The following is a 24281-nucleotide window of genomic DNA, read 5'->3' on the forward strand; positions in this document are numbered from 1 at the left end:
GCGTAGCACCTGGTCGAATCGAGGAGACAAGGGCCGCAATGACCTCTTCAGCCAAGCCGTGCAAAGATTCGGTTTCGGGATGTTTGCCAAGGACTGCGCATCGAACCATTCCCACTGTATACCCGTGTTTCGAAGCCCCTATCTCCAGAAAGGCAGGTTCGTTGTTGCTGAGAGGATGATGGGTCGCTGGCGCATGGGGCAACTTCACTCGCTCTCCAAACAAAATGGTACCCGGCGCAAGCCCGATATCCCCAGCGGCGTTGCTGGGGTCGTTTGTTACCGCCGCAGCTAGGGCCGCTGCCATTTCGATCTCCGTAATGCCGGGACGAAGCGATTGCTGAAAGGTTCGAATTGCCACGTCAGTGAGTCGAACAGCATCGCGCATACACGCCAACTCAAGTTCTCCTTTCACTGCTGACACTGACGAGACCAGTCGGGTGACGTCAGTAATCTTCAGATCCGGGAGCTGGTCTTGGACTGCGCGCACGTCGGCGGGCGCGAGATTCCAGCAGCCAAGCTCGAAACCGACTCGCTTATTGTCCAGTCCGAGTCGACGCAATACATCGGCGCAGACCCTGCCAAAATCAGGCTGATGTGTATAGGTTTCAATTTCCTCGATGCAGCTATATGAACGTACTGCCTGCTCGTCATATTCTCGGACAACAAATATCGGGACCCGACCCGGCATCAGAATAAGAGGGAAAGGCGCGAAATATCCACCGCTCCCATCGTAGCCGCTGAGATACTTCAAGTGGCCGTGCGCCGTTACTACGATTGCGTCCAAGCCTGCCGTAGCAACCGCATCCAGCACATTGTTTTGCCGGCGCTCATACTCTGATATCGGAAACGGTACACCAGTCAGAGGAATTGCGGAGCGTGTCGTCGCCATATCTCACCTCAATCAGTGTGTCGTGGTTTGGTTGCGCAAAACGCGCGATCGCGTCCATGTTCGAAATTGAACAAAAGCTTCGCCGGCTCATGCGGGGTGACAATCCCCTTTCCTGGCGGCTAGCGTCAAATGCTGTTTTTATATCGGCTGCATCTCGCAGCGAGATGCGCATAGTGCCTTCATCGGCCGCTCAATGCAGGCAACGCTGGTCTCCGACAGCTTTGTTCTCGCCAGAGGATCGCCGACAAAGGCGCCGAGTTGCTCGGCAAGCTCGTCAGCCTCGGCCAGAAGAACCATGCTGACGACCTTGAGCTTGGCAGCGAGTCGGCGCGCCTTCGCATTCTTGCCGGCGAAGCCGCCGACGCCGGGGGAACTGTGCCGGCGCCACGCAACAGCATGTTTGCACTGATGTAAGGCCGCTGCGACACCAGCGACGGCTCTCCGCCGCCACCTCCGCATCTCGCTACCAGATGACACTAATACAAAGACTGCATTTGGCGCATCCGACGTGTAAGAGGATCGTGTCGCGCGAAGTGGTTAAGCTTGGCGGAACCGAATCGGTCGGAGCAATGAGCAAAGCGGCGGGCGCAGATGCGGATGTAGTTTCGCCGAAGACGTTTGCGCCGCTCAGGAATACGACATTTCGCTCAATCTGGTTTAGCCTCTCAAGTCTCTTCCCTTGGCTGGCTGATGCAGACCGTTGCTATCAGCTGGCTAATGGCAACGGTTCCGACCTCCGATCTGATGGTTGCGCTCGAGCAGGCTTCGTCTAACCTGCCCGCTTTCATTTTGTCCATTTTCGCTAGGGGTTCTCGCCGACAACTTCAGCCGTCGAAGAGTCATGTTCGCCGGCCGATGCCTAATGGTAATAGCATCCGCGATGCTACGGCTTCAGTGGTGCTGGGCTTTATCGCCCCGTGGATGATCTTCGGCTTCAGCTTCTTGATCGCAAGTGGTGCCGCGCTCAACGATACCGCCTGGCAGGCTTCTGTTGGCGATATTGTGGACCGACGCGAAGTTCCCGCTGCCGTCACCCTCCTCTCCATTGGCTTCAACACTGCACGGACCGTGGGACCGGCGCTCGCGGCATCATGATTGCGTCGTTCGGACTTATGACGGCTTTCGCTATGTTTACACTCACCTATATGATCCCTTTGGTCACCATATGGCGATGCAAATGGAAGGTTCGCTCCTCACTTCTCCCACGTGAGTCAATGAGGACGGCCATCTATGACAGGCTGCGCTTCACAGCGATGTCATCGGAAATCAAGACGGCGATCGCCCGCGGAACCTTCTTTGGCCTGTCGGGCATCGCCATACTCGCACTGCTGCCATTGGTTGTCCGCGATCAGCTGGGCGAAGGACCGCTCGCCTATGGCACCATCATCGCCGGCTTCGGCACAGGCGCCGTCATGGCTGGCGTCGCCAACAGCCTATTAAGACGGAGCTTGTCAGAAGAGCAACTAATGACGCTGGCATGCGTCGCCTGTGCGGCGTGCTCCCTTTTTCTGGCACTGCCTCTTCCATTGCGAGCGGCGTCCTGTTTCCCCTTCGCGAGGGTCGCGAGGCCGAGCCCGACCCTTTGGAGGAATTCGACGCGCCGGCAGTCGCCCTCAGTCTCAAGCCGAGAAGCGGCCCCATCGTGGTCAAAGTCGAGTACCTCATACTCGTGGAAAATCTAGAAGAATTCCTCGCCATGCGCGGGTGCCGGCATGTACAGAGTCGCGTTGGTGCTCGGCACTGGACTCTCCAGCGCAACCTTCAGGAGCCTGTGCTATGGACGGAGACATTCCGTACGCCGACCTGGACCGACTACCTTCGCCTGAATCATCGCCTTACCGAGGCCGACAAGGAACTGGACGAGAGAATCATCCTCCTCCACAAAGGAAAGCATTCTCCACGAATAACATTGTCAATCGAGCGCCCCACGAGTGCTCCACGCAAGCCTGAGTCATCAACGCCTTTTTTCCCCCGCCATTCAACGAAACGGCCAGCGTGCCACCGCAGGCTGAATGAAGATACATAAGAAGGCACGTCAACTGCTAACCACATCGGGCGGGCAACAAGCATCGCCGCCTTCGGGTATATGACAGACAGAATGTAGCGGACTTGAAAAATGAAAGGCGCTCACCCACCGCCAACATTTCTCGGCTGGTTCCCGGCATTCAAGGTCCTGCGGCTATACGCGAAGGCGGCAAGCCGCGTTGAAGTCGTCGATATTCAGTCGCATCGAAGGACAATGACGTGTTGCCCTGATGCCACTCTCTGCGAGGTTAGCTTGTTTCTCGGATGAGGAGACAGACAATGGTCTGCCCCCTGAAAGGTCCTCCCTGAGGTATGTGTCCATTCTTGAACTCGGCTCGACAATGATAGCGAACCCTGTTGACCGTCGCACTGTCAGTCTCGAATCAAGTGCTCTCCTACAGCAGATGCGATTATCGCCAATGCGTACTGGTAGCGCCCGAAGCGCGCGTTATCGGCAGCCGCCGAGGGCCGTGATGCGGCCGCGATCGAGCCTTGTAGTAACAGACGCGCTCTCCGGTGGTCGGGCCAGCACCTTACCCCTCTTCCCTATGGCCCCAAGGCAGAGCAATTGCCAATGCGGGACATCCCGCTTCTAAGTCTCCTGCAACATTATTGGAGGCCGCGACGGCCCTGCTCGTGACGATCAGGGGTGGTCGCCGCACACCAGCGGGATCATTGCCCCACAAGCGCATCCAGATTCCGGCCGGGCGTTCCGCTGTCAATATCAAAGTCGGCCGGCGGGCGCTAAAGTGTCGATCCTCACCTTGCCGCCAGGTGAGTTCGACCGATATGTTCCTGCTACAATGGTAAGCGGCCTATACTGTCGCATCCTCAACAGTCAGCGGGAGACAGGACGACCCTATGTTCGAGCTCCCTCCGTATGGACTCCTCTGAATATAACAAGGGCTTGTATTCGCCCCGTTGCCAATCGTGATTGAGGTCACGATAATGACTTGAGATCGGAACACCCGACTGACCTGGATTGTTAATAAAGAGACTGTCATCCCATGACCCAACGTCCATGATTATCCGCACTGACGGTCCTTCTGAAACAGAGAATTGGCCGCTTCGGTAACTCGAAAAATTGAGCGTTGAGCTACTTCCGCCGAGGGCTATGGCGCCCAACGACCATTGTTCAGACGTCAGTGCCTGCAGAGGGTGGCGCAAATCAAGCTTATGTATACTGCCCCATGCCCATGAGGCAGAATCGTCGCCAAATCGACATATGCATTCACTCCAGGCAGAAGTTAGGGATTCCATTATGGAATGCTTCAACTTTTCACTAGGCTCTGCCTGTTCGAGCCAAGAGGCTATGGCCGAAGGCTGTAAAGGCACGAGCAGTGCCAACACTTCATCGTCAGCGCTTTCTAAGCGAGCTACTGTCGGGCCAAGGTGTTTGCTAAGCCAAATCTCAAAGAACGCGGCGGCTGGCGAACTCGCATCCAAATGCCGGTCCCAGTTAGAAAATAAGTGCAACGCAGGCATGTTTGCAACCGAACCGAGAAGAGTGTCTAGTTTCGCAAGAATACGAACTGCTATCGGCGAATACACCGAACATTGCAGCGACATGCAGTCCCGCAACGAGATCTTCTCTGATCGTGAGAGAGTTGTATGAAGGGTATCATGTCTGCTGCTGTCAGACCACTCGTAGCCAAAAGCAGGATGCGATCTACTCCATTCCTCCGGAACATTCATTGCGTTGGCAGTGGCGACAAAACCTTTGGCGGGGTTCATCTCGAACGGCCCATCGTCCGGTGACAAATACCCTTCCCATTCGAACCGACCGTCTCCTGGAACCGGAAGCAGGCCGTCCCAATTTCTTCGGACCGGAGCCGCACCTGACGGTTTCCACGCAATTACATTCGACGTGTCCGCATAGATGTGATTAACTGAAGGACAACCCCAGTTTGCTAGACTGGAGGTGTATTCTGAAAATGTCTTAGAGCGCATTACGGCCAAGCTGGCCATGTAAGGTGCCATGCCGGGATCCATCCATACGGTTCTCAGTGCGAAGGCGCGGTCTTTTTCAGCATTTTGGTTTAAAATGGGTCCATGGCGTGTGAACTGAAGCTTTACCTCCTGGTCGGTGTGGGCGCGAACTGGAATTTTCTCGTGTATAGTCTTCACCTGCTCCCAGGCCCCTTTATATAAGTATTTATTTCCCTCACTCTTGGTTTCGTAAACATAAATATCTTCTTGGTCAGCGCCGAAAATAGTCAGACCAAAGGCGGCTGTCCCGTTGTGACCCATGGAGATTCCTGGGATCATAGGCTCTCCAGCGCCAATTACATCGAGCCCGGGCATACTCAGGTGTACAAGATACCTGATGGACGGAAGGACGTGCTTGCGATGCGGGTCTAGAGCAAGGATTGGTCGCTCCGTTGTGGTTTTTGTTGCGGATATGGCCCAGTTGTTTGAGCCCTCTTGGAACACCGTCTGCATGATCTCATCACTCGGTGTTACGCGGGTCCAACGGTCAGCTTCCTGAAGACTTGCTGCAAGTCTTTCCCTCGAGAATGAGACGGGACAGATTGCCAAGCGAAAATCCTGCAGTACTCGATCTGTCATAAAGGCGAGGTCAAGGCCCTCCGCTGGTCGTGGCGCTATCGGAGGTGACAATTCTTGTCTCAACCTGTCGAGGCGGGTACCTCGTTCCACACCTGCCAATGCCATCACCCTGCAGCGCAGAAGCTCCGAAATCGCATTTCGGGTTAGTGAGTGCGTTCGCACGCGAACGACGTCTTCGGGTTTCCAATAGTCGGGAGTGTGACCGAGGAGGCCAAACTCGGGTGGCAAGGCAATCAAACCGTCATGGCAACTGTCTACGTAGGAATTGATCCCCTCGGCAAACGCTGAGCATATCTCTTCGGAATCCGGGCCGTACGCCTGCCATTCTGCACTCATGGCTCCGCGAAATAAAAAGAGACGCGCCGCCCGATCCTGCTCCAAATATCCGGGGCCAAAGTCTCGTGACAGGAGACCGAGACCTCGTTTGCGCGCAATATCAATTTGCCAGAGGCGGTCTCGAGCTGCATTCCAACCCTGCGCGAAAAATAGGTCGTGCAAGTTCTGAGCCTTGATATGAGGAACCCCCCATTTATCAATGTCGATCGTGACCTCACTCTTAAGCTTGTCGGAGCTGTGGCGGTCGAAGGTTATGTTCTTTAACATGTGTTGATCCGTTTGGTTCACCCAAAGATGGTCGGGAATCTGCCAGAGGACGACGTCTGCAGATTGTGGTCGGTTGCGGGCAGAGGGTTGAGGCCGCACTCTTGCAACCTGATCATGTGTGGCGAGCCAATCCTCAGCGCGCCTGGACGCGAACTGGCACGGTGGGCTGCGCACAAGCTCAGCGGGATCCTACTCTCGCGCTTCCGGGAACGAGGCGCTTGCCGAGAACGCTCTGATGTATGTCAGCCAATACGTACGAATACAATATCCGCACATGTTGTCTCGCTGGCCTGAGGCAACGCATTCGATACACAGTAACTCGGTCGAACGGCCTCGTTGAAGGATGGCTCCCTCAATGCGACAAGATCTGGCTGAGAAACAATTTCGTTCTTTCGTGCTGCGGGTTTCTGAAGAAGTCGTGCGGTGTACCCTCTTCGACGATCTCACCTCGATCCATGAAGATTACTCGATCGGCCACGGCGCGCGCAAAGCCCATCTCGTGGGTGACGCATACCATGGTCATGCCGTCGCGTGCGAGTCCGGTCACAGTCTCGAGCACTTCAGCGACCATCTCTGGATCGAGCGAGGAGGTCGGCTCATCGAAGAGCATGACTGCAGGCTCCATACAGAGGGACCGGGCAATTGCGACGCGCTGCTGCTGTCCCCCGGAGAGCTGAGCCGGATATTTGTTCGCCTGTTCGGGAATGCGCACGCGCTCTAGGAATTTAAGCGCGATCTTTCTAGCCTCACCCTCTGGAACGCCCTTTATCCACATCGGCGCCGCCATACAGTTCATCAGCACGGTCATGTGCGGGAAAAGATTAAAGTGCTGAAAAACCATGCCGACGCTTTTGCGAACTTCAGCTACGTTGCGCATTTTGTTATGTAACCTAATCCCAGTGACGGTAATCTCGCCATCCTGGTGCGCTTCGAGCCGATTGACGCAACGGATCAGCGTCGACTTTCCCGAGCCTGAGGGCCCACAGATGACGATACGTTCGCCCTTGCGGACGGTTAGGTTGATGTCAGTTAGTGCTCTGAAGGCACCATACCATTTGGATACATTCTTAGCTTCGATGACTTCGTCGCTCAATATTGCATCTCTCTTGTTCATTGGCGCATCTGTAAGTGCCTTGAAAATGGCCGAACCAACTTAGACGTCTTTTTTAGCTTGACCAATGAATTCACGATCATCGCTTCTTACTTCTGGCAAAATGGTCCTCGATCCGGGATTGGACCAGTTCCAGGCAGGCGGATAAAATCCAATAAATCATTGCCGCTGTTACTAGCATCTCCATAGTATGGAAGGTTGGCTGGCCGAGTGAGTGAGCTAGATACGTCAGCTCCCAAACGCCAAGAACCGAAACGAGAGAGCTGTCTTTGAGCATTGAGATGAACGTGTTTCCCATCGGGGGAATGATAACCGGAAGCGCTTGCGGCAGAATGATTCTGCGCATTGTGAGCGCAAAGCCGAAACCTAATGACCGGGATGCCTCCCACTGGCCGCGATCGATGCTGGCTATGCCCGAACGGAAGATCTCCGTCATGTAGGCACCACTGCATAGCGAAAGCGCCAACACGCCTGCAGGCACGGCATTAATAACGTAACCTACCTGGGGCAAGCCCATGTAGATCAGATAAACCTGCATGAGAAGCGGCAGACCCCGGAAGCATGAAGTGTAGAAGCTGACTATCGCGTAAGCCATGCCGTTGCTTGACAGTTTCGCAATCGCGCCGATTATTGCGATAGCCGACGCAAATAGCAGTGACATCGCTGATACGTAAACTGTAGTAACTACCCCCTGCGTAATTAGAAATGGCAGGTTTGCCCAAATAAATGGCATGCTTAAGTCAAATGCCGCGAAGAGCGAAAGGAACAGTAGCACCAACTCAAACCATACGATCCCGATTTGGATTTTGAGCGGGACAAAACCAATCAGCACGAGGTTGAGGCAGAACATTGCGGCAATTACAAAAGCGATCGCAATGCGACTGTAAAACTTCACTTGTGCGTGATCGCCAATCACGGGCCGTAGGAGTTCGCCCATCGTGGTGCCCGCTACGTTGAAGATAAGAAAAACCGCGAGCACAATTGCAAATATGCAGCCGATAAACCATGGCTTGTGGACGAGCACCTCAGATTCAACTGTATCGTGGTAAAGCATAAGCATTTTCTTCCTAAGAAGAGGCGCCCCCGGGAAGGGGACGCCCACGATTGTGTCATGTTATTTATCGACGCTGAAATCCCCCCCGAACCACTTGACCGAGAGTTTAGCAAGAGTGCCGTCATCCTTCATCTTCTTGACCGCGGCAGCGACCTTGTCGATAAACTCCTTATCGCCACGCTCGATTGTGACAGCGCCCGGGGCGTAGAATAAGGGATCGCCAATAACCTTCAATGGATAGCCAGATTTGATTGCCGCAGCCGCCGTCGTTCCTTCAGTAATGACGCCATCGAGACGAACACCATCGCCGAGGCGCAGGTCGTCAAGCGTAAGAGAGTTAGCACTTGGATAAGCCTTCACTTGGCCCGCTGTAAATTGATATTGTATTGGCTTAGCGCCGATCCATGCCGGTGTGAGCTTGTGATTGGCATACAAATCGCCAAGAGTTCCCGCTCGGACGCCGACGATCTTGCCCTCCAGGTCGGAAGGCTTCGTCGCTTTGCTATCCTTGTGAACGACAGCGACTTCGCCTTCGTAGAAGTACATGGCCGGGAAGGCGAATTTTTTGGCGCGATCGTTGGTCGGCGTCATTTGACCCATGGCCATGTCCCAACGCCCCCCCCACTGGCCTGCCTGAATGATATCCCAGCCCGGGGTCACGAATTTGATCTTCACGCCCAAGTAGTCCGCAATGCCCTTCGCGACCTCTACATCATCACCGTCGAGTTCATGTTGGTCGTTCAAGTGAGACAAGGCTCCCCAGTCGGACCCGACCGCTACCGTCAATGTCTGTGCCGCGAGCACACGATCAAGGACTTCGCCGGCGCAAGCCTTGGCTGACAAAGACATCGACGCAACCGCCATGGAGACTGCAACTACGACCGTCGTTACATGATTGTTCATCTATAGTTCCCTTTTTTCTCGTTCTTATTTTCTTGAAAGCTACCTTCGTCGCCACCGAGAGGAGTGTCTTAGCGGTGCGCCATTGCTCCCTGCTGATTGGACCCATCCCGGTCCGTCATTTAACGAACGACACCTTATCGCTCTGCATTGTTGGCATTCAGCGAAATCGAGTTCGATGATGCAGGTTTCCTGCGAACTACCCTTGGCTTTCGCCGGATCGCTCTGGCGATTTCACAAAGCACGGATACCCTGGCCTCAGAGAGGTCGGCGAACTCGCCAACTCGCTGGACTCCGAAGGCTGCAGATTGCATCGCCACAAGACGTCTTGTTTGGAAGGATCTAAACTGGACTGGCGCGTTGAATTACACCTTGCAGGGCTGACTCTGGTCACGTGGGAACTGCGGTCCAAGCCCCTCTCTCTCCCTAATCTCGACCTCCCTAATCTCGACCTCCCTAATCTCGACGACCTCTTCGCCGGCCGTGTGCGCACCCGCTACTCAACCGTCGGGGCGCTCGAGGAAGAATGCTTCTCTGCCGACATCGTGGTCGGGGCCGTGCTGATCGCCGGTGCTGCCGCGCCAAAGCTCGTCACCCGCGAAATGATGTCCGGCATGAAGAAGGGCTCGGAGCTGGTCGACGTCGCTATTGACCAGGGCGGTTGCTTCGAGACGTCGCATGCGACGACTCAAGCCGAGCCCACCTACGAAGGCGACGGCGTTATCCACTATCGCGTCGCCAACATGCAGAGTCGCCCATGCCATTTCGCGATTTCTTGCCTTGCGAGTTCGCACGTATCCCTCTGGGTCAACATCGTTGATAGACCAGAGAATTTTTGACTCATCGTAGCTCGGACAGCGGAGACGCGTTACAATTGTCAACCCGTTCGGACCCGGTTTAATCGAGATGTACTCGGCATACTGCGCATGATGGCTCATGCCTCTTGTAGCTGGAAGCGTTCGGCAAGTTAGGTCCTACTTGCCACGCGAGAGCGGGGCCGCAAGTATGCGCCGGCCGCAATACAACGCTGATTTGCTGCGTTGTCGAGGACATTTCGCATAGAATGCGCGCCTGCCGCTGCTATGATCATAACATGTTGTGATTTAGTCCAGTCCGAACTCCCGAGGTTGGGTCGCAACTCTCGATAGCCAGCTGGCGCCGGGGGCGCCTAGGCATGAAATTGGATCCCATGTATGACAGAATTCAAACAACGGCAAACCGTCGGTAACGCGTCGGAGAGCGTACTCGAATTCGACGGACAGCAATACCTGGACGGCCGTGCATCGGATCCTCGCGAATTTGGCTGGATGCGCGGTGCGCCGCCGCCGCCAGACAAGCGTGTAACATTCGAGAATGAAACTGTTTGGACCTTTCCTCAGCTTCGCTGGTCGCTATCGCATATGCGTGAGCTGCGGCCCACAGTCCAAGTGTGGCGAGGGCGGGGCGGACCGTCGCAGCTTGAGTGCAGCAACAGGTCTACCGAAATCGATGGGCTCACGTTCGTCGACATGGACGACCGCACCAACCGGTTCGAGGAGGCGCTATTCGACACCTACACCGACGGCATTTTGGTCCTGCATCGGGGGCGGATCATATACGAACGATACTTCGGCGCACTCGCGCCGCACGTACAACATTCGTGTCAGTCAATCACCAAATCGTATGCGGGCACCCTAGCCGCGGCGTTGGTGCATGAGGGCATTCTCGACGACAGGAAGACAATATCGCAGTTTGTGCCGGAATTACGAGGTACAGGGTGGGAAGATGCAACGCTCCGCCAAGTCATGGACATGCAAACTAACGTTGCTTTTACTGAAGATTACACAAGTGTAGACAAGTCATATAGATGCGAATACCTGCGTACCATACGAAAGGAAGGGGCGCACGGCAAATTTGTCTACAAAGGCGTCGATACCAATGTTATGGCTTGGGTTATGTCGCGCGCAACGGGCCGGTCGTTCGCACAACTGTTGGAGGAGCGCTTATGGTTGCCACTGGGCTGCGAAGAAGACGCCTATGTCGAGATCGACCCGACAAACGGTATGCCGAGGGCGCATAGCGGACTCAATGTGACGTTGCGCGACTTGGCGCGTTTCGGCGAGCTGATGCGATGTGAAGGCTCGTGTAATGGCAAGCAACTGGTTCCCGCGAGTGTTGTCTACGACCTTCAAGATCTCGACCACCCCGCCAAGCCGGACCTCCCATTCGGCTATACATACCGAAGCCAATGGTGGGTATCACACGACGAGCTTGATGCTATTGAAGGTCGGGGCCTTTACGGCCAGAACCTGTACATAGCGCCAAAGGCGGAGATGGTGATTGCGCGCTTCGGGTCGCACCCCGCTTGCGACCACATTGATCGGATTAGAAGGCCGCAGATGCAGGCATTGGGGAGGATGCTCCGCGCGTAACTTGATGCACTAGACGGTCACCGCGCTTGTTTAGGAATTTCCTGCAAATTCGCGGTTGAAGAACTGGGGCGCCTACGCCGAATTCCTGCGTTCGGCTAGGGGGCAATTGGCGCAAAAGGCCTGTAGACGCTGCTACGCTTATGAAGTAAATACCAGAAGCCTCGCTTCCCATATGCATAATGCAGACCGATCTGGCTCGCTTTTGCTGAGGAAACAATGATCACCGAACATTGCATATTGATTGGGGCCGTCGCGACTTTGTATTGCGAGAATGGAACCGGTGGACCTATTGTATTCTTGCATGGTGCCGCTTTCGGGCTTATCCGTCAGCTTGACCTGAAACAAAACCCAACCCAAACATCAACGAGACCCAGGATCAGACCGAAAAATGGCCGCCTTCAAATCGGAATGCTGGCCGGAATGAAATCGGAATGACTGGCCGGCTTCAAATCGGAATCGGTGGCCGGCTTCATCGGAATACGCAGGCAATGGTATCGGCATCAGTGGCAGCGCTCTTGCGCTGCTTCTGGACGGTGAGATCGGCGGTTACCTGGGAAAGCCGGGCGACCAGCGCCTTGAGCCGCTGCTGGGCCGCGCTCGGCGGCAGCGTCGGCTGCAGCCGTTTGACCTCGCTATAGCGGGCGATGACGGCGGCGTCGATCCTGTCGGTCTTCTCCAGGAAGCCCATCGCCTCGGCGAATCAGCGTACGCTCCTCGCATTGGCCATGCCGCAGGCTACTCCCAACTCCCACGACAGCAGGAAGGGAAGCCGTTCGTAGCCGCCACTGGCCTCCATGACGACGAGCTCGACACCATTGACCTAACACCAGGCAGCAAGCTCGGCTATGCCTGCCGCATCGTTGCGAAAGCGGCCCGCCGCTCCGCTCGGCACGACATGGGTATCGAGCCAGTCTTTCGAAACATCCACTCCACAGATAGTCTTGTTCACGGTAACCTGCCTTGTGCGTGCGATTGGAGCCAAGCGACTATTCGGTCGTACGTGACGAAGGCGAAGATCCCAGGCTCACCCACGGTTGTGGCCGGAGGGGTGTCGGGCGACTTCGCCTTGCTTCGAACCGGATGGCCATCCGGTTCGAGGCTCAGTCGCTTCCATCGCACAAAGTCCTCTGCGTGCAGATACAAGGGGTTAACCTCGAAGAGTCAGTGTCGGAGAAAATAACGTGCTGATTCATCGGACTTTAGGGCCGAGCTTGTTGGTCGCTCGATAAAAAGCATGATTTTAGGCGGAAGCTGTCCTGCATGCAATTTCAGCACTTGTTTACCCAATTCCTTGTCTGCTTCCGTGAGACGATGGTTCAGGCGAAGGTAGTCGGTCCAGGTCGGCGTGCGGAATGTCTCTATCCATTGCATAGGCTCCTGAAGGTTGCGCTGGAGAGTCCAATGACGAGCGCCGACGCGACTGTGCACATGCCGGCGCGCCCGCATGAGTTCCAGGAATGCTTCGCGATTTTCCTCGGGCACTAGGTACTCGACTTTGACCACGATGGGACCGCTTCTTGGCTTGAGATTGAGGGCGACTGCCGGTGCGTCGAAGTCCTCCAAAGCATCTGGATCGGATTCGCGGCGCTCGCGAAGGGGAAACAGGAGGCCCGTGGCGGCGACCAGCAGAAGGGCTCCAGCGGAGCCCTCCAGTGCCAAGGTCAGTGAATGGTTCTGGGCCACCGTGCCCCACACCCAACTGCCCGCTGCGATGCCGCCATCGATCAATGCATAGTAAATCGAGATGGTGCGCCCCACGACCCAGCGCGGGCTTGCCAGTTGCACGGTCACGCCGACCCCGGACCAGGCGGTGACCCAGCCCGCGCCACCCATGGCGAGTGCAATTGCCGCCACTGCAATCGAAGAAGTCAGCGCAAGCGAAAGGGAGCATGCCGCGCAGGCGACGCATGCGAGCGTCATCAGCCGCTCTTGTGACAAGCTCCGTCTGAACACGCTGTTCGAGATGCCGGCGAAGACGGCGCCTGTCCCGAATCCGGCCATGAGCGTGCCATAGGCGAGCGGTCCGCCTCCCAGCTGGTCGCGGACAACCAGCGGCAGCAGCGCGAGAATGGCGATGCTCGCCAGACCAAAGAGGGTTCCGCGAGTGATCGCCGTCTTAATCTCCGACGACATCGCCGTGAAGCGTAGCCCGTCATAGATCGCCGTCCTCATCGACTCACGTGGGAGAGGTGATGAGCGAACCATCCACTTGCAGCGCCATATGGTTACCAAAGGGACCAGATAGGTAAGACTGGTTACGGCGAAAGCCGTCATCAGCCCAAAAGAGGCAACTACTATGCCACCGAGCGCCGGGCCTACGGTCCGAACAGTGTTGAAGCCAACGGAGAGGAGCGTGACGGCGGCGGGAACGTCGCGTCGGTTCACCATATCGCCAACCGAGGCCTGCCAGGCTGGATCGTGGAGAGCGCCGCCGCATGCGATCAAGAAGCTGAAGCCGAGGATCATCCACGGATCGACAAAGCCCAGCACCACAAAAGCCGTCAGCATCGCAGATGCCAATACCATAAGGCACCGGCCGGCGAACATGACCCGGCGCCGGCTGAAATTATCAGCCAAGGCCCCGGCGAAGACGGATAAGATGAACGCTGGCAGGTTTGAAGAAGCCTGAACCAGCGCGACCATCAGATCGGAAGTCGAAATCGTAGCCATCAGCCAGCTGATGGCAACAGTCTGCATCAACCAGCCGAGCGAGCTGACCTGCGTGGCGAACCAGATTGAACGAAAGCTCGGATTTCTGAGGGGCGCAAATGCTCCTGGCGAATTTGGATCGGCGACTTGGTCCGCAAGACTGCTCATCAATCTAACTCTTGCCTATGAGCCAGTTTTACATTGCTCCGACAGCCAGCAGCCGCCCAACCCGTTGAAGGTCCGAATCGGCCAATGTGCGCAAATAGTTACAACGCCCGGCAGGAGATTGAACTCGCTGCCGGGCCGATGCGCCTTGGGAGGAGGCGTAGTTGGAACCTTTGTGAAGACTTGGAACCAGCCGCATCAGGCCAGCCTACACTTACAATATGAGGATCAGACCACTCCAGGATTTTAGTGCATTGAATGGGTACTCTTCCAGCAATCCTCGCCAACAAATGCAGGAGATCGGCGTCGAGCTCCTAAATCTGCATAATATCGGTGATTCGCGGGCGAGCAGTGCAGTGGGCACATTCTCCAAGCTAAACGCTGAACGGGCTTTTTGCTTCTCAAATCGCCATAACAGGGAGAGATGGGCAAATACTACTTCAATATGCTCCCAAGGACGCTGAGTTGACTGCAGCCTCAGCAGAGCTCTCCGCGTGCCTTTTTGCGGCTCCCCGCGGTGCTCGCGCCCGCCGCGCCTGCAAAGGCTTTCCTCAACAGTCGTTCAGTTCGAGCAGCCTTTGCCAACTCTGACTCAAAAGCTGCCCGACTGGATTGACGGCCTCAGCTTCTTCGGCGGGTCACTGAGGCGATCCGTCTGCTACAACCTGGTGTGGCCAAGGCGCTGTGGTTCGCGCCGACGCTGAACGCGACCGTTGCGACAATGACCGAGCAGTACGACACTGCCATATTGATCGCTGGGAAGCGCGCGAAGGGTAAATTCAACTTGCCCACCACCGCGATCAAATGTGCGCCGGGTAATGGCGCCGCTAACAGGATCGACCACCGGAACCGGTTACCGGCAGAGTCGGTCTGCATCCGGGAATTGCAGGGCCATCCTGTGTATAGGCTTAAATTGCGCTATTCTTCTCTACTGTGACAGGCGGGAGCCGCCGTCGACGGGGATCACTGCGCCCGAGACGTAGAACGCGTCGTCCGAAGCAGGAAGGCGATCACCGCCGCCTGCTCCTCCGGCGAGGAGACGCGCTCGAGCGGATTGGCGCGACCATCAGGCGTTGGTAGCTGCGTACGTGCAGCGCTCGAGTCATGTCGGTGGGGACCACGCCGGGCGCCACCGCATTCACGGTTATACCCTACAGGCCCTGCTCGCCGGCCTGCTGGAGCGTGAGATACGCGATCCCGGCCTTGGCCACCGAATAGCCTACCGTTCCGGGATAGCCCGTAAGCCCGAGGATCGAGCTGACATTAATGATCCGCCCGCCCGGCTGGCGCATCCGCGGCCGCAACTCGCGGGTCAGGCTGATGACTGCACGCAAGTTGATATCGATCAGCGGGAACAAAAGGCATCGTCAGTATCGGCGAGCGACTTCGAACCGCCAATGCCGGCATTGTTCACGAGGACGTCGAGCGTCTCGATCCTTGCGGCATCCAAGGCGGCCAGAACCCGCCCTGCGGCGTCGGGCATGGCCAGATCGCAGACGAGCGCCGTCTGGCCAAGGCCCGCAGCTGTGTCGTGCACTTTATCCAGAACATCCACTAGCAACACCCACGCCTCTTCCGAGCCAAGCCACGCCGCTGTTGCGGCACCGATCCCGCGCGCCGCGCCGGTGACGACGACAGTGTTTCTGACCGGAGCTTAGGCAAGGCTGCCTCCGTCGACCGTAAGCGCGGCGCCGATGGTGAAGCCCGCCGCATCGTCCAGCAGATAGCCGACAGCTGTCGCCACCTCGGACGGCAACCCCATTCGGCCCATCGGATGCGCAGCGATGATCTTCGTCCGGCGCTCGACCTGTGCCGCTTCTCCCCGGGCGAAGGCGACGCCGGCCTCGGCCAACGGCTGGCGATGGTTCCGGGGCAGACACAGTTTGCGCGGATATTTCTGCCGCGTGGTTCAGCGCCAGCGTGCGAGTCATCATCACAACCGCCGCCTTGGTCACCGAATAGATCGGCACGTCCTTCGAGGCCTGCAGACCAGCAGTCGAGCTGAAGAGCACCACCGATCCGCGGCCAAGCTCGCGCATCTGCGGGATGCAGCTTGCAGATTCGCCAAATGGCCCCGACGTTGAAGCTGAACATGGCTTCGTACCCTTCACGTCTATCAGCCGCTTCATCGCACCGTAATGCCAGCGGCCGCGACCAAGCCCTCAACCGGCCGGCCAAAGCTCTCGCGGGCGAGGTCGACCAGCCCTTCCAGCATCGCCGGATCGGTCACGTCGCAGACAACTCAACGGGCACCAGGACAGGCGGCCAGAGTTTGGTCCAGAGCCTCTTGCGACAGGTCAGCCAACACCAAATCCGCTCCACCCGCCGCCAGCAGTTTGGCACTGGCCGGGCCAAGCGCGCCACCCGCCGGTAATCAGCACCGTTTTTCCGGCAAAGGTCGTGTCAATCAAGATTGTAGTCCTCCTCCAAGATAAGAACTCCCACTGTACCCGCTCTGAAAGCGAATACCGGACAGCGGATGATCCGCGTCATTCCAAATCCATTGGTGACCGCCGCAACGGTCGAGGCGCAGGACGGCTTGCGCCGCCCCAAGAACACCGCACTCTACCGGCGTTCCTGTCTGAGAGTTTTCAGAGACATGAGGACGCACGCTCGGCGACCTGATGATGTGTGGCGAACCAAACGTCACCCTTTGCTTTGGCGCGTCGAATTAATTCTTCTACGATCCAGATCCGTGAGCGATATCCAATGACGTGTGGATGCAGAGTCAGCTGAAATAAATCGGCATCTTGATAGGCCCCTTCGAACTCCCGAATAAATACAGAAAGCACGTCGTCGACTGATAAATCTGGCCGTGAAGACCCATCGGGACTCATCCAAAGATAAGTGGCATCGTCTCGAATCCATTCGACCGGTATTTCAATCACTCCCGTGGGTTCCTCGTCTTCCAGCAGCTCATAGCAACTATCATCGGCCATAAGGGATGAGTCGTATGTCAATCCGGTTTCACGTATGATCCGTAGAGTTGCGTCGGAAAAATCCCAGGAAGGCGTTCGAATTCCCGTCGGGCGTTTGGAAGTGATTTTTTCAAGAGTGTCGGCACTCCTCATCATTAAAGAGCGCTCGCTCTCTGCGCTCAGTTCCGAGTTTAGCTCGTGTATCCAGCCGTGCATGCCAATTTCATGGCCTTCATCGACAACTGCGCGTTGCTCGTCTGGATACAACTGAGCGATCACAGCGGGAACGAAAAAACTCGCCGGAACGTCGTACTTTCTCAAGAGTTCCAAAGCCCGAGGCATCCCTCGTCGGCTCCCGTACTGACCCCAGGATAATCTGCTTAGCGATCGCCCTCCCCTGCGCAATTCGTTCGACTCATGATCGACGTCGAACGAGATGGCGAAGGCACAGCGTTTACCGCCGGGCCACATTGGTCTTAGTGCCTTGCCCGCTCTGACTTTGTTGATGCGCCGCCGCCAATGGCTTTCAGGCCATTCCCAGGGATTGAGTGCGGTCGAATTGGCCACCAGTTCCTCCTGAGCAGTGTCTGCATTGAATTCCGCCGAAAACTCAATGAGCGGAACGCGGCACCAGCTCAGCTGGCAGCCCCGCAAGCCGATCAGGCCGTCGCTTGAGTTTGCGCCTTGATTACGACAAGATGGCCCAACTCATTCAGATTTTCTCACTCTCGCGAACAAGCTCATCCATAACCGAGCGCACGGCGCTTTCTGCGATTGCAACAATCTCCTCCGCCTCAGCTTTGGTTGTAACCAGCGGCGGAGCAAAGCCCAAAATGTCCCCGTGCGGCATGGCCCGAGCGATAAGACCACGGTCACGGGCGGCCTTCGAGATTCGCGCACCTACCTTGAGCGCCGGATCGAAACGCTTCCGATTGTCGCGATCGGCAACGAACTCGATTGCGCCCATAAGACCGACGCCCCGCACTTCGCCGACGATCGGCAACTGCGCGAACCTCTCCTGCAACTGCGCCTGGAAAAACGCGCCGACGTCACGCGCATTGCCGGGGAGGTCTTCTTTCTCGACAATATCGAGGACCGCGTTGGCCGCGGCGGCGCCGATCGGATGACCAGAGTAGGTGTAGCCGTGCGAGAATGCCCCGACCTTGTCGGCTCCATCCTCCAGGACTTTATACACCTTCTCACCGACGATTGCCGCTGAAAGCGGGAAGTAGGCCGACGTCAAACCTTTAGCGATCGTGATGAGGTCTGGCTCGATGCCATAGTGCTGTGAGCCGAACATGGAACCGGTGCGGCCGAACCCTGTGATCACTTCATCGGCAATCAGCAGCACATCATGTTTTTTGAGGACCGTCTGTACCGCTTCCCAATAGCCTTCCGGCGGAGGCGTGATACCACCTGTGCCGAGGACGGGCTCGCCAATGAAGGCGCCGACGTTGTCCGGGCCGAGCCGCTCGATCAACTGATCAAGCTCGGCGGCGCGGCGAGCGGAGAATTCGCGCTCGGTTTCGCCCGGGGTTGCGCCCCAGTAATGATGTGGAACACCCGTGTGAACAATCTGCGGAAGTGGCAGGTCCATGTGGTCGTGATAAAAGCTCATGCCCGTCATCGAGCCCGACACGACGCTGCAGCCGTGATAGCCGCGTTCACGGGAGATGATCTTCTTTTTGGTCGGCTTGCCACGCAGGTTGTTGTAGTACCAAACAAGCTTGGCCTGGGTCTCGTTCGCATCCGAGCCGGACATGCCATAGAACACCTTGCTCATCTTGCCCGGCGCCATCTTCACAAGGCGATCGGAGAGGATCGCAAGCTCGTCGGTCGTGTGCGCCGCATAGGAGTGGTAATACGCCAAGCGATAGGCCTGACGCGAGATCGCATCGGCGACTTCCGTGCGGCCATACCCGACATTGACGCAGTATAGGCCGGCAAAGCCATCGATAAATTGGTTGCCATGCGCGTCCTGGATGCGGATCCCCTTCCCTGTCACCACGATCGTTGGGTCGCCGAGCTTGCCAGTGGCGAAATCTTTAAGCTGAGTGAAAGGATGCAAGACCGAGTTGCGGTCCTTTTCGGTGATCTCTTTGATGTTGATGGTCATTGAATGCTTCCTTTCAGGCCGCGATGTTGCCGATGCAGAGGTATTTGGGTTCGAGATATTCGATAAGACCGTGCCTTGAGCCCTCGCGACCAAGGCCGGATTGTTTCCAGCCGCCGAACGGAATGCCCGGCCCCGTAAATTTTGGAGTATTCACGGCAACCATGCCATATTCGAGCCGGTCGGAGAGCCGCATGGCTCGGTTGAGATCTTGGGTATAGACGTAGGCCGCAAGTCCCATCTCGGAATTGTTGGCTCGCGCGACCACCTCCCGTTCGTCGTCGAAGGGCAGGATTGCAGCGACAGGTCCAAACGTTTCGTCCTTCGCAATCACCATGTCATCGGTCACATTAGCAAGCACGGCCGGCGTGACGAAGTTCCCGCCAAGCGAATTGTGCTGTGCGCCTGCTACCATTCGAGCCCCGGCTGCTAGAGCCTCAGAAACCTGGTGCCTGCATTTGTCAGCACCAGACGTCTTTGTCATCGGACCGATGTCGACACCTGGCTCCAATCCGTGCCCGACCTTTAGTTTACTGGTGGCCTCGGCAAATTTTTCCGTAAAATGCTCGTAAATCTCTCGCTGCACATAAATCCGGTTTGCCGCGAGACAGTCCTGACCGGATGTCGCGAACTTGGCTGCCATGCAACCGGCGACCGCAGCGTTGATCGGCGCATCGCCGAAAAGGATGAAAGGAGCATTGCCGCCAAGTTCGAGCGAGACTTTCTTCACTGTCTTCGCGGATTGCTCGAGAAGGATTCTGCCGACCTCGGTGGAGCCCGTAAAAGAGAACGCACGCACGTGGGTATGCAACAACAGCCGTTTGGCAAGTGGCGGAGCTTCGCCCGTGATCACCTGAAACACGCCGGGCGGAATGCCAGCATCCCCGGCAAGGCGGGCAAGCGCGAGGGCCGACAGTGGCGTTTCGGGTGCCGGCTTTACAATCATTGTGCAGCCAGCGGCCAGTGCAGCTCCAGCCTTTCTGGTGATCATTGCCGCTGGGAAGTTCCATGGCGTAATGGCGACAGTCACCCCGATCGGCTGCAAATGCACGGCCAGCCTGCTTGCGGGGAGATGGCTGGGAATCGTTTCGCCGTAAGCCCGCTCCCCTTCCCCTGCAAACCAATCTAAAAAGCCGGCAGCGTATGAAACTTCGCCGCGGGCTTCAGCAATCGGTTTTCCTTGCTCGGCCGTTATGATGACAGCCAGGTCTTCGGCGCTCTCCCGCATGCCTGCCGCCCATTTCCGCAGATATGCACCACGCTGTAACGGAAGCATGTCGCGCCACTTGAGGAACGCTGCTCTTGCGCAATGGACCGCGTCGTCAACGTCGGCGTCTGCGCAAGCCGCAACTTGAGCGATCTCGTCACCGCTGGCAGGATCAAACACGGCAAGAGTATCTGATTTGGAGAGCCAGGCGCCGTTCAGATACGCATCACCACGCAAAAGGTCTGGCCGTTTGAGCCTGCGTAATGCCGTGATTGACGTACCCCTCATCTAAGACTCCAATGGTATGCTGATGCCTTTAGGTTATTGCTGCCACAGCGCCGATCGGCAGCGCAGTTGATGCCCCTTTAGCTGCATTCCTGCAAACAGCAGCCAATTCGCGTAGAATTGGACACGGCTCACAACTTCACTTGCCAGGAGGCTTAGCGACCGCGAGCGAAGGTCGCGCTGGTCGCCGGCATCGTCGGCGATGTCGGCTCCAACGCCCGCATCAAGGGCTTCAGGCAGGCCGTCGAAGGCAAGCTCGAAATCGTGGTGATGGTCAGCGCTGACTGGGATCGCGAAAAGGCGTTGACCGCCGCCACCGATATCCTCGCCGCCCATCCGGACCTCGCCGGCTTCTTCGCCGCCAACGACATCATGGCCCTTGGCGTCGAGCGCGCCGTGCGGACGTCGGGCAAGGACGTCAAGGTGATCGGCCTAGACGGCATTGTCGATGCGCTGAAGTCGATCGCATCAGGCGAACTCACCGCCACCGTCGCCCAATACCCCTATGTCGTCGGCGCCATGGGCGTCGAAGCCTGTGCGGTCGCGGCCAAGGGCAAGGAACTGCCGGCCAACGTGCCGGCACCTGTGCTGTTGATCAACAAGGACAATGCCGAAGCGTCGCTAAAGAATTTTCCGCGTCCCGGCGGCGACTATCCCGATCCCTTCCGCGAGATGCTGAAGTGAGCACACCTGCAGACAACGCGCCCGCCGCCCATTCGGCGGGTGCGGAGGAGAGCCGTCCCTCCCTGGCGGCTCTCCTCCTCGATCCCTCCTTCTGGGCCGACTGGGCATCCGTCGTCGGCCTGGTCGGCCTCGTCATCGTCTTCGGCATCGCCCAGCCGGTCTTTCTCAGCGTCGCCAATCTGCAGGCGCTGCTGCTGGCGGCTGCGATCCTGGTCGTGCTGTCGATCGGCCAGACCTTCGTCATCGCCACCTCGGGCATCGATCTGTCGTTGGCGGCAGCCGTCATGCTCGGCGCCATCATCCTCGGCCTCGTCAATGCCGCCGGCTACGGCATCTTCATCGCCTGCGTGCTCGCGGTTCTCGCCACCAGCGCGGTGGGCTTCCTCAACGGGCTGATCATCACGGCAGGCAAAATCCCCGATTTCGTGGTGACGCTCGGCACGCTGTCGGGCATCACTGGCCTTGGCCTCATCCTGTCGGGCGGTGAACCGACCATGGTCGGCTCGACCTTCCTGCTCAGGCTCGCTTCCGGCTCGTTCGGACCGTTCAGCTATCCCGTATGGGTGGCGATCGCAGCCGTCATCGTCGCCCATATCGCGCTCTACCACACGCGTTTCGGCGTGCATCTGCTTGCCACCGGGGGCCAGGCCGAAAGTGCCGGCGCGCTCGGCATCCGCACCAACCGGGTCAAGATCGCCGCCTATACGATTTCCGGTCTCTGCGCCGGTGTCGCGGCCATTCTCCTGGTCGCCCGCATCGGCTCGGCCGAACCGCAGATCAACACCAGCCTGCTCTTGAATTCGGTGGCGGCGGTGGTGCTGGGCGGCGTCAGCCTGTTCGGCGGCCGCGCCAGCATTCTTGGGCCCGCCATCGGCGCGCTGATGCTCACGGCACTCGTCAATGGCCTGACCTTGCTCAATGTGTCGGCTTTCTACCAACCGCTTGCCGTGGGAGCCATCGTGGTGCTGGCGGCGCTGATCATGCGGTATCAGAAATGAGCGCTCCCCATCACATCCCCGCCGCTGAGGCGATCATCGCCTGCGAAGGGCTGAGCAAGCATTTCGGCGGCATCCGCGCCTTCACCGACGTCGCCTTCCAGGCCCGCCGCGGCGAGGTCACCGCCGTGATCGGCGACAATGGCGCCGGCAAGTCGACGCTGGTCCGCAGCCTGGTCGGCGTGCATCAGCCCGACGCCGGCGATCTGTTCTTCGACGGCCGGGCGCGGCCCTTCGCCAATCCCGACGAGGCGCGCAAGGCCGGCATCGAGACCGTGCACCAGAACCTGGCGCTGATCGACGAACTGACGGTCGCGCAGAACCTGTTCCTCAACCGCGAGATCGTGCGCCGCATCGGTCCCTTCGCTTTCCTCGACCGCAAGGCGATGAAACGCGAGGCCCGTTCCATGCTGTCGCGCCTGTCGATCAACGTGCCGTCGATCAACCAGCGTGTGCGGCGCCTGTCGGGCGGCCAGCGGCAGGCGATCTCGATCTGCCGCGCTGTCGGCTCCGGCGCCAAGCTGGTGGTGATGGACGAACCGACGGCGGCGCTCGGCGTGCAGGAGACGGCCAATGTCGAGGCGCTGATCCGACGCCTGCGCGAGCAGTCGGTCTCAGTCATCCTGGTCAGCCACAATTTCGATCAGGTCCGCCGCCTGTCCGACCAGATCTGGGTGATGCGGGCGGGAAAGATGGCGGCGACCGTGCGCGCCTCGGAGACATCAGGCAACGAGCTCGTCGCGCTGGTCACCGGCGCGGCATAGTCCTGCAGCATCAGACCTGAAATCAAAGGGAGTTTGCCGGTGGCACCAATTCGTGTCGGACTTATAGGTCTTGGAGAGGTCGCCCAGTCGATCCATCTGCCGGTGCTGAGCGATCAGCGCGAGCGCTGGGTGATCGCGGGCGTGTACGACGTGTCGCCCAGCCTGGTGGCGCTGTGCACCTCGCAACACCTGACGGCAAGAACCTTCGAGACGGCCGAGGCGCTAATAGCGTCACCCGACATCGACGCGGTGTTCGTGCTGTCATCCGACGACACCCACAGCCGCTTCGTGCACGCGGCGATTGCTGCCAACAAACATATCCTGCTGGAAAAGCCTGCCTGTCTGACGGTGCGCGAGATCGACGATCTGCTGGCGCTGATGCCGAGTTACGACAAGACCCTGTTCGTCGGCTATATGCGCCGCTACGCGCCGGCCTATCTGGCCGCCAGGGACGAGCTGCCGGCCTTCGCCGACATCACCCATGTCCGCATCTTCGACCTGATCTCGGAGGGCCGGCATTTCCTCAAGAAGAGCCAGAACGTCCTCTATCCCAACGACATAGACCCGGCCCTGCTGGCGCGTGGCGCCAAGGAGCGCGACGCGCTGATCCGCGAAGTCGTCGGTGCCGACGCGCCGGCCGACCTGGTGCGCGCCTATCGCGGGCTGACGGCGCTTTCCTCGCACCACATTTCAGCGATGCGCGGGCTGATCGGCGAGCCGGCGCGCGTGCTGGCCGCGCACCGCACCAATGGCGGCGCCAACACATCGGTCACCTTCGACTATGGCCATTTCGCTTGTCTCTACGACGCGGTGGTCGACGATCTCGGCCTGTTCGACGCAATGATCGAGGTGCGCTCCAACACCAGGCGCGTGCGCATCATCTACGACACGCCCTACATCCGCAGCCTGCCGACGCGGCTGGAGGTCACCGATGCCGGCC

Annotated in this window: 18 protein-coding genes and 5 pseudogenes; 9 read left to right on the plus strand and 14 right to left on the minus strand. The window is 58.0% G+C overall.

Annotated features, from left to right (window positions below):
* Positions 1–889 (minus strand): Xaa-Pro peptidase family protein (locus EN994_RS00600; protein ID WP_164745770.1); only part of this gene is annotated, 889 nt, incomplete at its 3' end.
* A 258-nt stretch (positions 890–1147) separates the two neighbouring features.
* Between EN994_RS00600 and EN994_RS35235 the strand changes: the two genes are divergently transcribed.
* Together EN994_RS35235 and EN994_RS00610 are read left to right on the plus strand one after the other, a co-directional pair.
* Positions 1148–1303, plus strand: coding sequence for a hypothetical protein (locus tag EN994_RS35235; protein ID WP_164548527.1), 156 nt, complete (start codon positions 1148–1150; stop codon positions 1301–1303).
* 155 nt (positions 1304–1458) lie between these two features.
* Positions 1459–2915 (plus strand): annotated as a pseudogene (locus EN994_RS00610) (MFS transporter).
* 830 nt (positions 2916–3745) lie between these two features.
* Here the strand turns inward: EN994_RS00610 and EN994_RS00615 are convergent.
* From EN994_RS00615 to EN994_RS00630, 4 genes are all read right to left on the minus strand, one after another.
* Positions 3746–6085: a penicillin acylase family protein gene (locus EN994_RS00615; RefSeq protein ID WP_063170375.1), complete on the minus strand. Its 2340-nt coding sequence runs from the start codon at positions 6083–6085 to the stop codon at positions 3746–3748.
* Between the two features lie 352 nt (positions 6086–6437).
* The gene (locus EN994_RS00620; RefSeq protein WP_135921822.1) at positions 6438–7181 is read right to left on the minus strand and encodes an amino acid ABC transporter ATP-binding protein; all 744 of its coding nucleotides are present in this window, start codon (positions 7179–7181) and stop codon (positions 6438–6440) included.
* A 94-nt stretch (positions 7182–7275) separates the two neighbouring features.
* Positions 7276–8250 (minus strand): amino acid ABC transporter permease, encoded by a 975-nt coding sequence (locus tag EN994_RS00625; protein ID WP_063170377.1) that lies wholly within the window; start codon positions 8248–8250, stop codon positions 7276–7278.
* Between the two features lie 60 nt (positions 8251–8310).
* Positions 8311–9153, minus strand: coding sequence for a transporter substrate-binding domain-containing protein (locus EN994_RS00630; protein WP_063169318.1), 843 nt, complete (start codon positions 9151–9153; stop codon positions 8311–8313).
* Between the two features lie 458 nt (positions 9154–9611).
* Here EN994_RS00630 and EN994_RS00635 point away from each other — a divergent pair.
* Together EN994_RS00635 and EN994_RS00640 are read left to right on the plus strand one after the other, a co-directional pair.
* Positions 9612–9989: pseudogene (locus EN994_RS00635) on the plus strand (alanine dehydrogenase); the annotation flags it as partial.
* 354 nt (positions 9990–10343) lie between these two features.
* Positions 10344–11561, plus strand: a complete 1218-nt coding sequence (locus tag EN994_RS00640) for a serine hydrolase (RefSeq protein ID WP_063169320.1) — start codon at positions 10344–10346, stop codon at positions 11559–11561.
* A gap of 505 nt (positions 11562–12066) precedes the next feature.
* Here EN994_RS00640 and EN994_RS00645 read toward each other — a convergent pair.
* Positions 12067–12453 (minus strand): annotated as a pseudogene (locus EN994_RS00645) (transposase); the annotation flags it as partial.
* 269 nt (positions 12454–12722) lie between these two features.
* The gene (locus EN994_RS00650; RefSeq protein ID WP_063169321.1) at positions 12723–14378 is read right to left on the minus strand and encodes an MFS transporter; all 1656 of its coding nucleotides are present in this window, start codon (positions 14376–14378) and stop codon (positions 12723–12725) included.
* Positions 14379–14959: 581 nt separating this feature from the next.
* On the opposite strand from EN994_RS00650, the pseudogene EN994_RS35830 reads away from it, so the two are divergent.
* A pseudogene (locus tag EN994_RS35830) lies at positions 14960–15126 on the plus strand (IS21 family transposase); the annotation flags it as partial.
* A 400-nt stretch (positions 15127–15526) separates the two neighbouring features.
* Here the strand turns inward: EN994_RS35830 and EN994_RS36645 are convergent.
* The 7 genes and pseudogenes from EN994_RS36645 to EN994_RS35845 all read right to left on the minus strand — a co-directional run bounded on the left by EN994_RS36645 (position 15527) and on the right by EN994_RS35845 (position 21234).
* A complete protein-coding gene (locus tag EN994_RS36645) occupies positions 15527–15733 on the minus strand; it encodes an SDR family oxidoreductase (protein ID WP_199489648.1) in 207 nt (68 codons plus the stop codon).
* Positions 15721–16002: pseudogene (locus EN994_RS36650) on the minus strand (SDR family NAD(P)-dependent oxidoreductase); the annotation flags it as partial. The gene EN994_RS36645 and the pseudogene EN994_RS36650, both read right to left, overlap by 13 nt.
* A gap of 27 nt (positions 16003–16029) precedes the next feature.
* The gene (locus EN994_RS36655) at positions 16030–16227 is read right to left on the minus strand and encodes an SDR family oxidoreductase (RefSeq protein ID WP_063169323.1); all 198 of its coding nucleotides are present in this window, start codon (positions 16225–16227) and stop codon (positions 16030–16032) included.
* A gap of 739 nt (positions 16228–16966) precedes the next feature.
* Positions 16967–17860, minus strand: coding sequence for a polysaccharide deacetylase (locus tag EN994_RS00670; protein ID WP_224570030.1), 894 nt, complete (start codon positions 17858–17860; stop codon positions 16967–16969).
* Between the two features lie 145 nt (positions 17861–18005).
* Positions 18006–19409 carry an aspartate aminotransferase family protein gene (locus tag EN994_RS00675; protein WP_063169325.1) on the minus strand — a complete coding sequence of 468 codons (1404 nt, stop codon included), beginning with the start codon at positions 19407–19409 and terminating at the stop codon, positions 18006–18008.
* A 13-nt stretch (positions 19410–19422) separates the two neighbouring features.
* Positions 19423–20901 carry an NAD-dependent succinate-semialdehyde dehydrogenase gene (locus tag EN994_RS00680; RefSeq protein WP_063169326.1) on the minus strand — a complete coding sequence of 493 codons (1479 nt, stop codon included), beginning with the start codon at positions 20899–20901 and terminating at the stop codon, positions 19423–19425.
* 33 nt (positions 20902–20934) lie between these two features.
* The gene (locus EN994_RS35845; RefSeq protein WP_245465974.1) at positions 20935–21234 is read right to left on the minus strand and encodes a hypothetical protein; all 300 of its coding nucleotides are present in this window, start codon (positions 21232–21234) and stop codon (positions 20935–20937) included.
* Here EN994_RS35845 and EN994_RS00685 point away from each other — a divergent pair.
* The 4 genes from EN994_RS00685 to EN994_RS00700 all read left to right on the plus strand — a co-directional run.
* The gene (locus tag EN994_RS00685; RefSeq protein ID WP_245465975.1) at positions 21121–21582 is read left to right on the plus strand and encodes a substrate-binding domain-containing protein; all 462 of its coding nucleotides are present in this window, start codon (positions 21121–21123) and stop codon (positions 21580–21582) included. The genes EN994_RS35845 and EN994_RS00685 overlap by 114 nt on opposite strands.
* A complete protein-coding gene (locus EN994_RS00690; RefSeq protein WP_063168678.1) occupies positions 21579–22580 on the plus strand; it encodes an ABC transporter permease in 1002 nt (333 codons plus the stop codon). Before EN994_RS00685 ends, EN994_RS00690 begins: the two co-directional genes overlap by 4 nt.
* Positions 22577–23341 (plus strand): ATP-binding cassette domain-containing protein, encoded by a 765-nt coding sequence (locus tag EN994_RS00695; RefSeq protein WP_063168679.1) that lies wholly within the window; start codon positions 22577–22579, stop codon positions 23339–23341. Before EN994_RS00690 ends, EN994_RS00695 begins: the two co-directional genes overlap by 4 nt.
* A gap of 39 nt (positions 23342–23380) precedes the next feature.
* Positions 23381–24281, plus strand: a 901-nt coding sequence (locus EN994_RS00700; protein WP_164745771.1) for a Gfo/Idh/MocA family oxidoreductase, incomplete at its 3' end; no start/stop codon positions are given.

The sequence above is a fragment of the Mesorhizobium sp. M7A.F.Ca.CA.002.09.1.1 genome, assembly GCF_003998555.1.
Lineage (GTDB): Bacteria > Pseudomonadota > Alphaproteobacteria > Rhizobiales > Rhizobiaceae > Mesorhizobium > Mesorhizobium ciceri.

Excerpts from the sequence above, each read along its gene's own strand:
- EN994_RS00615 (WP_063170375.1), bottom strand. The coding sequence starts at position 6,085 with ATGTTAAAGAACATAACCTTCGACCGCCACAGCTCCGACAAGCTTAAG.
- EN994_RS00625 (WP_063170377.1), bottom strand. The coding sequence starts at position 8,250 with ATGCTTTACCACGATACAGTTGAATCTGAGGTGCTCGTCCACAAGCCA.
- EN994_RS00630 (WP_063169318.1), bottom strand. The coding sequence starts at position 9,153 with ATGAACAATCATGTAACGACGGTCGTAGTTGCAGTCTCCATGGCGGTT.
- EN994_RS00640 (WP_063169320.1), top strand. The coding sequence starts at position 10,344 with ATGACAGAATTCAAACAACGGCAAACCGTCGGTAACGCGTCGGAGAGC.
- EN994_RS00650 (WP_063169321.1), bottom strand. The coding sequence starts at position 14,378 with ATGAGCAGTCTTGCGGACCAAGTCGCCGATCCAAATTCGCCAGGAGCA.
- EN994_RS00675 (WP_063169325.1), bottom strand. The coding sequence starts at position 19,409 with ATGACCATCAACATCAAAGAGATCACCGAAAAGGACCGCAACTCGGTC.
- EN994_RS00680 (WP_063169326.1), bottom strand. The coding sequence starts at position 20,901 with ATGAGGGGTACGTCAATCACGGCATTACGCAGGCTCAAACGGCCAGAC.
- EN994_RS35845 (WP_245465974.1), bottom strand. The coding sequence starts at position 21,234 with ATGGGCGGCGAGGATATCGGTGGCGGCGGTCAACGCCTTTTCGCGATC.
- EN994_RS00695 (WP_063168679.1), top strand. The coding sequence starts at position 22,577 with ATGAGCGCTCCCCATCACATCCCCGCCGCTGAGGCGATCATCGCCTGC.